12 protein-coding genes and 1 pseudogene are annotated in these 12,890 nt (G+C 34.7%); 6 read left to right on the top strand and 7 right to left on the bottom strand.

Annotated features, from left to right (window positions below):
- On the top strand, positions 1–234 hold a 234-nt coding region (locus tag B4J88_RS12995; protein WP_291067804.1), incomplete at its 5' end, for a hypothetical protein.
- A 211-nt stretch (positions 235–445) separates the two neighbouring features.
- Positions 446–757 carry a hypothetical protein gene (locus B4J88_RS12990; RefSeq protein ID WP_114999479.1) on the top strand — a complete coding sequence of 104 codons (312 nt, stop codon included), beginning with the start codon at positions 446–448 and terminating at the stop codon, positions 755–757.
- A gap of 79 nt (positions 758–836) precedes the next feature.
- Here the strand turns inward: B4J88_RS12990 and B4J88_RS12985 are convergent, their stop codons facing one another.
- Genes B4J88_RS12985 through B4J88_RS12960 form a run of 6 tightly spaced genes read right to left on the bottom strand, consistent with a single transcriptional unit; the run spans position 837 to position 9,463 of the window.
- A complete protein-coding gene (locus B4J88_RS12985) occupies positions 837–2,174 on the bottom strand; it encodes a hypothetical protein (RefSeq protein WP_286496026.1) in 1,338 nt (445 codons plus the stop codon).
- 18 nt (positions 2,175–2,192) lie between these two features.
- Positions 2,193–2,873: a c-type cytochrome gene (locus B4J88_RS12980; protein WP_219035261.1), complete on the bottom strand. Its 681-nt coding sequence runs from the start codon at positions 2,871–2,873 to the stop codon at positions 2,193–2,195.
- Positions 2,873–3,442 (bottom strand): DUF3341 domain-containing protein, encoded by a 570-nt coding sequence (locus tag B4J88_RS12975; protein ID WP_221627898.1) that lies wholly within the window; start codon positions 3,440–3,442, stop codon positions 2,873–2,875. The genes B4J88_RS12980 and B4J88_RS12975 overlap by 1 nt, the downstream gene beginning before the upstream one ends.
- Positions 3,423–4,826 carry an NrfD/PsrC family molybdoenzyme membrane anchor subunit gene (gene nrfD / locus B4J88_RS12970; RefSeq protein WP_038336919.1) on the bottom strand — a complete coding sequence of 468 codons (1,404 nt, stop codon included), beginning with the start codon at positions 4,824–4,826 and terminating at the stop codon, positions 3,423–3,425. Before nrfD ends, B4J88_RS12975 begins: the two co-directional genes overlap by 20 nt.
- A gap of 34 nt (positions 4,827–4,860) precedes the next feature.
- Entirely contained in the window at positions 4,861–8,022 is a 3,162-nt protein-coding gene (locus tag B4J88_RS12965; RefSeq protein ID WP_291067803.1) for a TAT-variant-translocated molybdopterin oxidoreductase, read from the bottom strand.
- A gap of 22 nt (positions 8,023–8,044) precedes the next feature.
- Positions 8,045–9,463 carry a c-type cytochrome gene (locus B4J88_RS12960; RefSeq protein ID WP_038336916.1) on the bottom strand — a complete coding sequence of 473 codons (1,419 nt, stop codon included), beginning with the start codon at positions 9,461–9,463 and terminating at the stop codon, positions 8,045–8,047.
- A 414-nt stretch (positions 9,464–9,877) separates the two neighbouring features.
- On the opposite strand from B4J88_RS12960, the gene B4J88_RS12955 reads away from it, so the two are divergent.
- Together B4J88_RS12955 and B4J88_RS12950 are read left to right on the top strand one after the other, a co-directional pair.
- Entirely contained in the window at positions 9,878–10,366 is a 489-nt protein-coding gene (locus tag B4J88_RS12955; protein ID WP_291047039.1) for an SPOR domain-containing protein, read from the top strand.
- Between the two features lie 18 nt (positions 10,367–10,384).
- Entirely contained in the window at positions 10,385–10,576 is a 192-nt protein-coding gene (locus tag B4J88_RS12950) for a hypothetical protein (protein ID WP_291047040.1), read from the top strand.
- A gap of 117 nt (positions 10,577–10,693) precedes the next feature.
- On the opposite strand, the gene B4J88_RS12945 is transcribed toward B4J88_RS12950, so the two are convergent.
- Positions 10,694–11,014 carry a hypothetical protein gene (locus tag B4J88_RS12945; RefSeq protein ID WP_291047041.1) on the bottom strand — a complete coding sequence of 107 codons (321 nt, stop codon included), beginning with the start codon at positions 11,012–11,014 and terminating at the stop codon, positions 10,694–10,696.
- A 157-nt stretch (positions 11,015–11,171) separates the two neighbouring features.
- Here B4J88_RS12945 and B4J88_RS12940 point away from each other — a divergent pair, with 157 nt between their 5' ends.
- Both B4J88_RS12940 and B4J88_RS12935 read left to right on the top strand, forming a co-directional pair.
- On the top strand, positions 11,172–11,495 hold the full coding sequence (locus B4J88_RS12940) for a HopJ type III effector protein (RefSeq protein WP_291067802.1): 324 nt from the start codon (positions 11,172–11,174) through the stop codon (positions 11,493–11,495).
- 217 nt (positions 11,496–11,712) lie between these two features.
- A pseudogene (locus tag B4J88_RS12935) lies at positions 11,713–12,849 on the top strand (IS256 family transposase); the annotation flags it as partial.
- Positions 12,850–12,890: the final 41 nt, after the last annotated feature.

Below are 12,890 nucleotides of genomic sequence, written 5' to 3'. Positions count from 1 at the left end.
TCAATCCTTTTCTTTTTTAATCATTATGATGTTTATGATGCCCTTTCTTTTTATAATAATTCCCATTATTTTTCTTTTGTTGACCTGGTGCATATCGTTTTGCAGATTTATCACCGTGTACTTTTTTGTGTTGACCTGGTGGTAAGCTACGATGGTCATCATATCTTACTTCGTACTTCGGATATTTCTTATACTTCTTTTTGTGTTTATGCTGATGCTCTAATCCATATATAGTTGAGAACCATCACACGATACCAAAAATAAAGCAGCGAGGGCAAAAAACGCAATCAAGTTAATTTTTTTTAATACTATTAGTTTCATAATCATATTCATTATATTCATTTTGAGATAAGACAATAACCTTACCAAAAAAGACTTTACAATATTTTAATGAATATACTGATTGGAATAGTATTTGAGAATCAATAATTAAACTATTAAAATTATGAAAGAAAAAATCCAATACCGCTACAAAACAACGAACGAAGCTTTAGACGAACTAAAAGAAAATGGTTTTACTATTGACTATAATATCGAAAAAAATCAATTAAAACAAGCCCCTGAAATCTTTGATATCGTATGCATTTATCGTTACGAAGGAATGTCTGATCCTGATGACGAATCTTCTGTTTATGGTATAATCAATAATCAAAACGGAGACAAAGGTGTTTACGTGGTTGGAAATCTATCAACAGATGACGATGTCGATCATTTCTTGGTTGATTTGGAAATAAAACGTAGAACAATTCAAGAATAAGAATATTACAATTATTAATCAAATAAAAAAGCTCGATGCAAATGCATCGAGCTTTTTAGATTTTATAACATCTTTCTAATTAGAAAGGATATTCATAAATTTTTGATTCGTGGAAGTAAGGGTGACCTTTTGCTTCTAAGTTTAATTTAGAAACTGCATTCATAACTACGAATGTAAATAATCCTCCGATTCCAACTAATGCTCCAATTTCCATTAAACCAAAGTTGTGGAATGGTCCAACAGCTGCTGGCATAATTTGGTTGTAGAAATCCCAGTAGTGTCCAAAGATGATAACGAATCCCATCGCGAAAACGATTTGATAACGACGTTTCATGCTTGAAGAAATTAAAATCAAGAATGGAGCTACTAAGTTAATGATCAACATCCAAAAATATAATGGGTATTGCGCCATACGTTGTTGGAAGTATTGAGCTTCCTCAGGAATATTGGCGTACCATTGTAACATGAATTGACAGAACCATAAGTATGACCACAATAATGAGAAACCGAACATGAATTTTGTTAAATCGTGTAAGTGGTTATCATTGAATAATGGTAAAGCGTTCTTTCTTTTTAAGTAGATAGAAATAATTGCCATAATAGAAACCGCAGAAACTAAGTATGAAACCATTCCGTACCACATAAATAATGAAGAGAACCAGTGTGGATCTAAAGACATCACGAAATCCCAAGCAAATGCTGCAGAACAAATTGCGAAAATCACTAAGTAAATTACTGATTTTTTGTACAATTGAGCGTACACTTTTAAGTCTCCGTTTGTCTCATCTAATTTGCGTGTTGCGTTTTTAATTACTGGTAACATTAAAGATAATACTACTAAGTAAATAACACAACGTATTAACCAGAAGTTAGGGCTTAACCAAAGTTGAGCTTTGTTTGCCATGTAGATATCATACTTCTCGCTATCAGGATTTATTAAATCAGCATCCATCCAGTGGAATAAGTGATTCATATGAAAATAAGATCCTAAAACGATGATAGCTACAAGTACAGAACCAACTGGTAAAAATGACGCGATAGCCTCCATAACACGAGATACTACCATAGACCAACCAGCGTTAGCTACGAATTGAATACATAAGAAAAACAACGCAGATGCCGCAATACCAAACGATAAATAAGCTGGTACATAGAAAGCAGCCCAAGGTCTGTTTTTCAATAAATTTGTCAAATGCTCCATGTGTCCAGCATGATCTGTGTTCATAGATGCATAAGAATCTGAAATGTAGTCACCAAAAAATTGAGTTGGGTGAGCTTCAATCAAACCGTTAATATATTCAGTTGAATTAGCAACATCTTGTTGATGTAAGAAAAATCCTATCCCGTAAAGTACAACACCTATAACAGCTAAGATAAGTGATGCATTTTTTAATCTTGGGGAAAATGTATATTGCATAATAATTAACTTATTTTATTATTTATTAGTTGCTGTTTCAGTTTCTGTTGCAGGTTTTGCTTCAGCAGTTGCGTCTCCAGCAGGAGCAGCGGCAGCTGTAGTAGCACCTTTCAAACTCATTACATATTCAGCAACTCTCCAACGGTCTGCAGGAGTCAATTGAGATGCGTAAGAACCCATCGCATTTTTTCCGTACATAATTACATGATAAACAGAACCTACTGTAACATCTCTTTCGCTATAATTAGGAACACCTGAATAAGCTTTAGATTTTACAATTGAACCTTGTCCATCACCAGCTTCACCGTGACAAACTGCACAATTTTGTCCAAACAATAACTTACCTCTTTCTAAGTCTGCAGCTTTGTTAGCCGCATTCAAAGGAGAAACAGTTACTGCTTTTGCTTGTGCATAACCAGCGTTATTGTTTTTGAAAGTCCATGGTAAAATATCACCATCTGTTCTTGCAACAGCACCTTCTACAGATTCTAATGCAGACATATTATGATTTTTACTTAATACAGGAACTTCAGAGTTTTCTTCGTCATGAGGGTAACCAAAAGTTGCCTTTTCATAAGGATCATATGCCGTAGGATAATACATATCTGGCATATATACGATACTTGCGTGACGTTTTTTATCAGAACAAGAAGTGATAATAATACTTCCTAATCCTATAAGTAATGCTATCTTTTTCATTATGCTTCTTGTACTAAATTGTTAACACTTGGTTCTACGACTACATCACCTTTTACAGTTACTTCTTCAGCACCAGTTTCTACAAATACATTTTTGATTTTCTCAACATCAGCAGTTCTGATTTCGATTAAGAATTTATCATCTGTTGTACGTGGATCTGGGTTTTTAGCTTTAGCTCCTGGGTACATTTTGTTACGCACTAAGTATGTTAATGACATAAAGTGCGCTGCACAGAATACTGTCAACTCGAACATAATAGGAACGAAAGCTGGCATATTCTCACCCCAAGAAAAAGATGGTTTCCCTCCAATATCTTGAGCCCAGTCATGGTTCATAATAAACCATGTCATCAAAGATGCTAACGTTGTACCAAATGCACCGTAGAAGAAAGCAAGGTCAGAAATACGAGTTTTCTTTAATCCTAAGGCTTTATCTAAACCGTGTACAGGGAAAGGTGTATATACTTCATCTATCGTAATACCTTGTTTACGAATAGATTTTACTGCTTTTAATAAATCATCATCGTCTCCGTAAAGACCATAAACGATTTTAGTGTTCGTGATGCTCATCTTCAGTATGATGTTTTTTATAGCTTTCGCCTGATGATTTCAAAATAGTTTTTAATTCAGATTGTGAAATAACTGGGAATGTACGTGCGTACAATAAGTATAACACAGAAAAGAATCCCATAGTACCTAAGAAGATACCTACGTCTACCCATGAAGGCATAAACATTGTCCAGCTCGATGGTAAATAGTCACGAGATAAGTTGATAACGATAATATCAAAACGCTCGAACCACATACCGATGTTAACTACGATAGAGATAACGAATGTCCAGAAGAAGTTTCTTCTGATTGGACGAATCCATAATAATCCTGGTACTAAAACGTTACAGATAATTAACGCCCAGAATGCCCACCAATAAGGTCCTGTTGCTGCTCCTGGAGAGAAGTATGTAAAGTCTTCGTAACGAGATCCTGAATACCAAGCGATCCATAACTCTGTTAAGTAAGCTACTGCAACCATACCACCTGTTACAACGATTACAATGTTCATGTACTCGATGTGTTTACGTGTGATATAATCTTCGTAGTGTAAAACTTTACGCATTACACTTAATAATGTTTGTACCATCGCGAAACCAGAGAAAATAGCTCCGGCAACGAAATATGGAGGATATACTGTTGAGTGCCATCCTTTGATTACCGACGTTGCGAAGTCAAAAGATACAATCGTGTGTACCGAGAATACTAATGGTGTACATAAACCAGCTAATACCAAAGATAACTCTTCGAAACGTTGCCAGTGTTTTGCTCCACCACCCCATCCGAATGATAAGATTCCGTAGATTTTCTTAGCGAATGGTTTTGTTGCACGGTCACGTACCATAGCGAAGTCAGGAATTAATCCCATCAACCAGAAAACTGTTGATACAGAGAAATACGTAGAAATCGCGAATACGTCCCATAATAATGGTGAGTTAAAGTTAGGCCATAAAGATCCAAATTGGTTAGGAATTGGGAATACCCAGTACATTAACCATGGACGACCCATGTGAATTACAGGGAATAACGCTGCCTGTACAACGGCGAAGATCGTCATGGCTTCCGCAGAACGGTTAACCGACATTCTCCATTTTTGACGGAATAATAATAAAACGGCCGAGATTAACGTACCAGCGTGACCGATACCTACCCACCATACGAAGTTGGTGATATCCCATCCCCAGTTAATCGTTCTATTCAATCCCCATACACCAATACCAGTTCCTACGGTATAAGCAATTGCTCCAACACCAAAGATGAATGCAACCATTGCTATACTGAAACATGTCCACCACAATTTACTTGCTGGCGTCTCAATTGGACGAGCAATGTCTACTGTGATATCGTGGTAGGTTTTATGTCCTAAAATAAGGGGTTCTCTTACCTGTGATTCGTAATGTGACATATTTGTTTACCTTATTAATTCTTTACTAATTTAATTAAGCTTGTTCTTTTCTGTTTCTAACTTTTACTTGATAGATAACGTTTGGTTTTGTACCAATTTCTTCTAATAAAACATAAGAACGTTTATCTTTTGAAGCTGCTCTTACTTCAGATTTATCATCATTGATATCACCAAATTTCATCGCACCTGTTCCACAAGCAGCAGCACAAGCAGCAGCAGCCATAAACTCTTCGTCTTTAACTACTCTATTCTCTTTCTTAGCTTTTAAGATTGCAGCTTGAGTTTGTTGGATACAGAATGAACATTTCTCAATTACTCCTCGTGTACGTACAACAACGTCTGGGTTAAGTACCATACGACCTAAATCATTGTTCATGTGGAAGTCATATTTGTCATTATTCGCCCAGTTAAACCAGTTGAAACGACGTACTTTGTAAGGACAGTTATTTGCACAATAACGAGTACCAACACAACGGTTATAAGCCATCATGTTTTGACCTTGACGACCATGAGATGTTGCACCTACTGGACACACAGTCTCACAAGGAGCGTGGTTACAGTGTTGACACATTAATGGTTGGAAAATCACATCTGGATTTTCAGCCTCTGGCTTAATTAAACGTGTATATTGTTGTGGTTCGTTATCTGGATCAGATTCTAACGCAACTTTTTGAGTTAATTTTCCGTCTTTATCTTGGTAAGTAACATCAGAGTAGTAACGGTCAATTCTTAACCAATACATATCTCTCGACATACGCATTTGCTCTTTACCAACAGTTGGTACGTTGTTTTCTGCTTGACAAGCAATTACACACGCTCCACATCCTGTACAAGAATTCATATCAATTGTTAAATTGAAGTGAGGTCCTGTAGAACGATCAAAACTAGCCCATAAGTCAACTTCACCTACTGGAGAATCTCCTCTCCATGTTGGCATCTTCGCAACTGGATTCCATTCTTGACGATCTGTATTGATGAAATCAGCTAAAGAAACTTCTCTTGCGATTTCGTAACGTCCCATCAATGTTGGTTGCTGTTGCATGTTAGCAAATTCGTGTTTATCTGAACGAGAAGATTTTTCGATCTTAACGTTAGATGCACCTACATTACCAGTGTATAATGCGAAAGCATTAACCCCTACATTGTTTGCAACTTTACCAGCTTTTGTACGACCATAACCGAAAGCTAAACCTACAGTTCCGATTGCTTGACCTGGTTGGATGAATACTGGAACGTTTTCTAAAACTACTCCATTAACAGTTAAGTTTACATACTCACCGTCAAATTGCATTCTTCCGTTTGTAACGTTGTAGTTATCTTGAATTTTGATTCCTAATTTTTCCGCATCATTTGGATTAACTGTTAAATAGTTATCCCAAGAGTTACGTGTAATTGGATCTGGTAATTCTTGTAACCAAGGATTGTTTGCTTGTGTACCATCTCCTAAACCAGCTTTAGAATAGAATTGAATTTCCCATTCTGTTGCTTTAGCTCCAGCTAATTTTGTAGCAGCCGCAGCAGCAACACCAGTGTTAGCATTAAATGCAGAAGTTTCAGTCGCTTCATTATAACCATTGTATAATGCTTTGTTGAAATCTACACCTAATTTTGGTAAAATAGCTGATTCCCAGTTTTGTTTTACATATAAGTAATATGGAGAAACTTTTTGTCTTGTTGCAGAAACCGCCATCACCATAATTGGATCATTTGGATCTTCTACTTCTGTAACTTTAGTAACTCCTGTCATCCATGCGATTAATGAATCTTGGAATTGACGAGAATCAAAAATACGTGGAATTGTTGGTTGTTGTAATGAATATACACCTGTTAATGGGTTGAAATCATTCCAAGACTCTAAACCGTGAGTAACTGGAGCAATAACGTCCATTACTGATGCAGTTTCGTCTAATTTTTCAACTAAACCAACTTTAAGTCCAATGTTTTTAAAAGCTCCTTCAATTTCTTTTGCATTTTTAGCATTGTAAATTGGATTTGTTTGGAAGTTTAATAAAACTCCAACTTGTCCAGCTTTAGCTTCAGCAACAAATTGATTAAATACAGCGTCGTTAGACTCTTTTAATAAAACAGCTTTATCAGAAACTGCAGCTGATCCTAATAATTGGTTAATTGCAAATGCAATTGCGTATGCTTCTTTCGAACCATCTGCCATTACTACAGCTTTAGAACCTTTTGCTGTTAATTCAGCAGCAATAGCTAATGCTTCTTTAGAAGAAGCTGAACCACCTGCTAATTTATTATAAACTTCAGCCAATACTTTTTCAGTATCAGTTGGTTTTAATGGATAACGTGTATCAGCATTTGCTCCTGTTAAAGATAAAACAGATTCTACTTGGATGTGACGCATCATGTTTGCTCCTGGTTTACGAGCAACACCATAATCACCTTCCATTCCACCACCATTGTAATCACCTAAGAAATCTGCGTTGAAAGAAACAACTAATTCAGCATTCTTAAGATCATAGAATGGCAATTCTCTTTTTCCGTAAACTTCTTGCGCTGCGTCTAATGCATTCGTAGAAGAAATTGCATCATAAACAACGTGTTGAGTTGTTGGATATTTTGTTGCAAACTCAGCAATCAACTTTTTAGTTGTTGGTGAAGGTAAAGAAGAAGTTAAAATAACTACTTTTTTCCCTCCTACTGATGCTAATGCTTTTGTTACACGTGCATCAAGCTCTTTCCAAGATGTTGCTTTGAAGTTATCACCTGCGTTTGTTAAAGGTGATTTTATTTTATCAGAATCGTATAATGATAATACAGATGCCTGAACACGTGCATTTGTAGAACCATAATATTTTGCGCCTTTGTTTGCATCAATTCTAATAGGACGACCTTCTCTTGTACGTACTAATACGTTCGCGTAATCGTATCCATCAAAAACTGTTGATGCATAATAAGTAGGTACACCAGGCATAATGTTTTCTGGTTTCACTACATAAGGAACAGATTTTACGATTGGAGCTTCACAGGCTGCTAAAGTAACAGCAGCTGTACTGAACCCTAAAATCTTCAAAAAGTCACGTCGTGAAGTTTGACTATTCTCCATGGCGTTATCATTCCCTAAGAAATTATCTACAGGAATTTCTTCTGCAAATTCGTTGGTAGTTAACTTTTCATTTAATGTATTGTCAGTTAACTCCTCAAAACTTTTCCAGTAATTTTTCTTCGAAGCCATTTATACTCCTCTCTTTTTTATATTAATAATGACATTTACCACACTCTAAACCTCCGATAGCATCAACTGTAATCTTAGTTGCGTCACCGTACTGTTTTTTCAGTTTTTCGTGTAGTTCTGCGTAATATTCTTTGTTATACTCGTTGTCCATATCTACCTCAGTAGTTCTGTGACACTCGATACACCATCCCATTGTGAAATCATTCGCCATTTTTACTTCGTTCATTTCATCAACACGTCCGTGACATGCGAAACAAACTTGGTCTCCTGATCCAATGTTCAATTCTTTAGCATTTGGAATAGTTCCATCTTTAATTGCTTTCTTAATCGCTTTCTCTCCAGCTACAACGTGTTGTGCGTGGCTAAAGAATACGAAATCTGGCATATTGTGGATACGTACCCATTCGATTGGTTTTTGTGGACCATCGTATTTGTTCGTTTCTGGATTCCATCCAATCGCTTTATACATTTTTTGGATTTCTCCTGTATAGAAATTCTTAACTGCTTCCTCATCAGCGAATTTACCAGAAGTGATTAATTCTTCTTCGAAGTAATCTCCTTTGTATTCTTTGATTGTTTTGTGACAGTTCATACATACGTTTGGTGAAGGAATTCCAGACACTTTACCGTATTTAGCAGAACTGTGACAGTACTGACAGTCGATACCTTGTACACCTGCGTGAACTTTGTGAGAGAAATAAATTGGTTGTTCTGGCTCGTAACCTTTATCAACACCAATTCCCATTAATCCCCAATACACGTTGTACAATGCAAAGAATGCTAATACTGCGATTAACACACCACCAACTTTTTGGTATTTCTGAAAGAATTCAGCAAAAGAAAAAGCTACTCTTTCAGTTTCTGCATTTAATTCCTCTGTAGCTGTCGCTTTAACTAATGCATTAACGCGAACCAAGATCCACAATAATAATACCGCTAAAACAACAAAACCTACTGCAATTACTCCTGAATTAGCTCCACCTCCTTGTGCAGCCTCAGCAGCTTTTTTCGCAGCGGCTTCTTTCTTTTTCGCAGCTTTAGCTTCTTCAAAAGCCTTAACTCCTGCATCAGGATCAGCTGTATATGCTAAAATATTATCAATATCACCTTCTGATAAGTTAGGGAAAGCTAACATTTCAGTGTTATTGTAATCAGCATAAATTTTGTTTGCATACGCATCTCCTGATTCACGCAAAGCTTTGTTGTCCTTAATCCAAGCGTGTAACCACTCTTTTCCAAGTCCAGCTTCTTCTTGTACGCGTTTCTCAACATTACGTAATTCCGGCCCAATTAATTTACCATCAATCTGGTGACATGCAGTACAGTTGGCTTCGAATAATTCGTAACCTTTTCCTGCATCTTGGGCATTTGCTAGGGAGAACGTCGATAGTATTATCGCGCAGCTCCATAAACGTATTCTTTTTAGAAATCTTGCCTTCATTTACTTAAATAATCTCAGTTCGTTGTTTCTTTTAACTCGTTTTTATTTGAACACTTAACTAACAGCAAAAATAGCTTCAATACTTAATAAAATCATAAAGTTTACATACTGAACTTTGTCATTGAGCTTAATTTAAAACGTTTCTAAATTAATTGTTAAAAAATATCGCTGTATAAATATTATCTATTTGATTTGATAGAAAAGATTTAGAACAAGAAAAATTGCTATTTAACATAATTTTAAAAATAATCAAAGTTCTTTTTATTAGAATCTGCCAATCAATTTTATAGTTTTATCATCATTAATTAGTATTCATAAAAAAATTGGAACAATATTCGTTGTAAGAAAATAAAAGTCTATAAAATTTAATAACTTAATTGTAAAAAGTATATTTGCACAAATTAATTTCATCTTATGAAAAAATTTATCTTTTTATTCCTTATTACTTTTTCTTCTTGTGTTTTTGCTCAAGATAAAATTGATACTGTTCAAATCATCAATAATGGTACATTGAATATGGAAATTGATAGTAGAATAAATAATGTATTAAAAGCAAAAGAAGATGCTGTTTGTAGTTATACCACTACTGTAAAGAAACCGACAGAGAAAAAACCAGTTATACAATCTAATGATCCTTGTGCGGGAACGCCACAAGTAAGTGGTTTCAAAATTCAGATTTATTATTCAAAAGATAGAAAAGATGCGGAGAAAGTAAGAAATGAATTTTCTAATTCTTATCCACATTTATCGGCTCAGACTGCTTATTTCTCGCCAGATTATCGTGTTTTGGTTGGAGATTATTTCACAAGAGCATCAGCTTCGAGAGATATTCGTCGTTTAAAATCAAAATATAACAGTGCTTTTTCTATTCCGTTCAAGGTTTTGTGTAGAAAAGCGAAGTAATAGTTTATAAAAAGGAAAATGTATCCTTATCACAACAAAATAAAACAACGAATAAATAATGGCGAATTAGTTTCGTTTGAGTTTGTAGAAAAATATAAAAATATTTCTCCATGTTTAGTTTTATATTTCAAAACAGAACCTTTTATAAGACATATTCGCGAGCATCGTTTTTCTGAATATAGACAATTACTAAAAATAGAAAACGATTAACTTCTTTTAGAGATTTAAAATTTATTCGAAAACATAAAAAAATCGTTATCAATAATCTTGGTAACGCTTTTTTATATTTTAATGGTAATATTTAGTAGTTGATTCATGCTTTTGTTTTTAGTTGTTCAGAATTCTAACTCTGCCCTCAATTTCTAATTGGATAAGTATCGATGCTAAATTAGTTTGTACAAATCCTAAATTACCTGCAACTAAAACACCTTTTTCTCCAGTCGATATTTTTTCGATTCCATAAACACTCGATTCATCTTCGGGACTCGAATTTCCTTCGTAACGATAGATGTAAATAATCTTAAAATCATGCGGATGATCAATCAAATCACTTTCTAATAAATTAAAATCTTCTTGATATCCTTTTTTGGCAAGCTCGCTTAGCGCAACACTTGACGTTTCATAATTAAATTGCCTTCTTTCGAACATAAAATTTATTTTTATTTTGTTAATAATTATAAATCTAATTAATTAATAGACAGAAAGTTGTTAAACATACGTTAACAATTTGATGACATAAAAAATTTAACATACTTAATGATTTATTGTATTCGAAATAAGTTCTTATTTTTGACAAAAAGATAAAATGATTTTAGAAAAATTAAACCAAAACGAAGCAAATTTTGCTGATGTTATCGCACATATCGAAGAAAATTATACTTATACAGCTTCTGCATTTGTAAATGGAAATCAGGAAAATGTTGTCGATCAAAATCAAGGAAGTGCAAAAGTTTTTGCGTTCGCAAAATTGAATAATTTTTCGGAAGATGATACCTTAAAATTATTTGCAGAACATTATCAAGCGGTTTTAGATACGCCAGAAGGAACAGACCACAACAACATTCGTCAATTTATGAAGAACGGTTGGAATGGTGTCAAATTTGAAAACGAAGTATTGAGAAAGAAATAATCTCGATAAGAATAATTAGAATAAACAAAAAACGTCTTACATAATGTAAGACGTTTTTTGTTAATTTAAGGCAGTATCCCAAAAACTGTGTAAATATAAAATAAGGTGGTTTTTAGTAACTCACCTTATTTATTTTATTAAATTTATAAAACACAGTTTATTATGAAAAAATCTGTAGCACAATTGATCCAAGATCAAGGTCATTTAGAGGGGATCACTAAGTAAATTATTAAAAGAATTACATTCAGACTTATTAGAAGCCATGCTTCATGGGGAGCTTGAAGCCCATTTAGACTATTCCAAAAATGAGAAAAGTGACAATCCAAACGCGCGAAATGGCACTACTTCAAAACGTTTAAAAAGTGAATATGGAGAAACGACAATAGAGGTTCCTCGGGATCGTGAAGGTAGTTTCGAGCCCATTATCGTTCCAAAACATCAATCCAAATCCGTTTCCGTTGAAAACATGGTGATTTCGCTTTACGCAAAAGGTCTGAGTGTTTCGGATATTGAGCAGGAACTTTACGAATTATATGGCTACAAACTCTCTACATCAGCGATCTCCATCATTACTGATAAAGTGAATAGTCAAGTATTGGATTGGCAAAATCGTCCTCTTGAATCGATTTATTGCATTGTTTGGATGGATGGTATTGTATTCAAAGTACGTCAAGGTGGAAAAGTAATCAATAAAACGATTTATTTAGCCGTTGGTTTAAATCGTAAAGGTCACAAAGAAATCCTTGGCATGTGGCTTGGAGAGAACGAATCTGCTGCTTTTTGGCAAGGTGTGATGACTGATTTGAAAGTTCGTGGAGTTGAAGATATTTTGATTACTGTAACCGATAATTTGAACGGATTTACTCAGGCAATCACCAATATTTTCCCTCAAGCGAACACACAAATTTGTGTAGTTCATCAAATTAGAAACTCGGCTCGATATGTGGTTTGGAAAGATAAAAAAGAGTTTACCTCAGATATGAAATTGATTTATAATGCGACAAATAGAGAAATGGCAGCTCATGAATTAGACCGATTCGCCGAAAAATGGAATCAAAAATATCCTTACGCGATACAATCTTGGAGAAATAACTGGGACGAATTGACTGTATTTTTTGACTTTCCCATTGAAATCAGAAAAATTATTTACACCACCAATCTTATCGAAAATTTGAACGGAAAAGTGCGTAAATACACCAAAAATAAGATGGTATTCCCAACGGACGACGCGCTGAAAAAGTCGGTTTATCTATCCTTAATGCAAATTTCTAAAAAGTGGACACAACCTATTCATAATTGGGGGATAATTTTAAATCAATTTTTAACTATTTTTGAAAAAAGGGTTCAACTATAAAATAGTCAAACCCATCTGAAATCTATTTACACAAAATTTTA

Origin of the sequence: Empedobacter sp. UBA5036, from assembly GCF_002415215.1 — a bacterium.
GTDB lineage: Bacteria > Bacteroidota > Bacteroidia > Flavobacteriales > Weeksellaceae > Empedobacter > Empedobacter falsenii_B.
This window is presented reverse-complemented; position numbering and strand designations above follow the sequence as displayed.

Coding starts and splice junctions, on each gene's coding strand:
- B4J88_RS12990 (WP_114999479.1), top strand. CDS start 446: ATGAAAGAAAAAATCCAATACCGCTACAAAACAACGAACGAAGCTTTA.
- B4J88_RS12985 (WP_286496026.1), bottom strand. CDS start 2,174: ATGCAATATACATTTTCCCCAAGATTAAAAAATGCATCACTTATCTTA.
- B4J88_RS12980 (WP_219035261.1), bottom strand. CDS start 2,873: ATGAAAAAGATAGCATTACTTATAGGATTAGGAAGTATTATTATCACT.
- B4J88_RS12975 (WP_221627898.1), bottom strand. CDS start 3,442: ATGAGCATCACGAACACTAAAATCGTTTATGGTCTTTACGGAGACGAT.
- nrfD (WP_038336919.1), bottom strand. CDS start 4,826: ATGTCACATTACGAATCACAGGTAAGAGAACCCCTTATTTTAGGACAT.
- B4J88_RS12965 (WP_291067803.1), bottom strand. CDS start 8,022: ATGGCTTCGAAGAAAAATTACTGGAAAAGTTTTGAGGAGTTAACTGAC.
- B4J88_RS12960 (WP_038336916.1), bottom strand. CDS start 9,463: ATGAAGGCAAGATTTCTAAAAAGAATACGTTTATGGAGCTGCGCGATA.
- B4J88_RS12955 (WP_291047039.1), top strand. CDS start 9,878: ATGAAAAAATTTATCTTTTTATTCCTTATTACTTTTTCTTCTTGTGTT.
- B4J88_RS12950 (WP_291047040.1), top strand. CDS start 10,385: ATGTATCCTTATCACAACAAAATAAAACAACGAATAAATAATGGCGAA.
- B4J88_RS12945 (WP_291047041.1), bottom strand. CDS start 11,014: ATGTTCGAAAGAAGGCAATTTAATTATGAAACGTCAAGTGTTGCGCTA.
- B4J88_RS12940 (WP_291067802.1), top strand. CDS start 11,172: ATGATTTTAGAAAAATTAAACCAAAACGAAGCAAATTTTGCTGATGTT.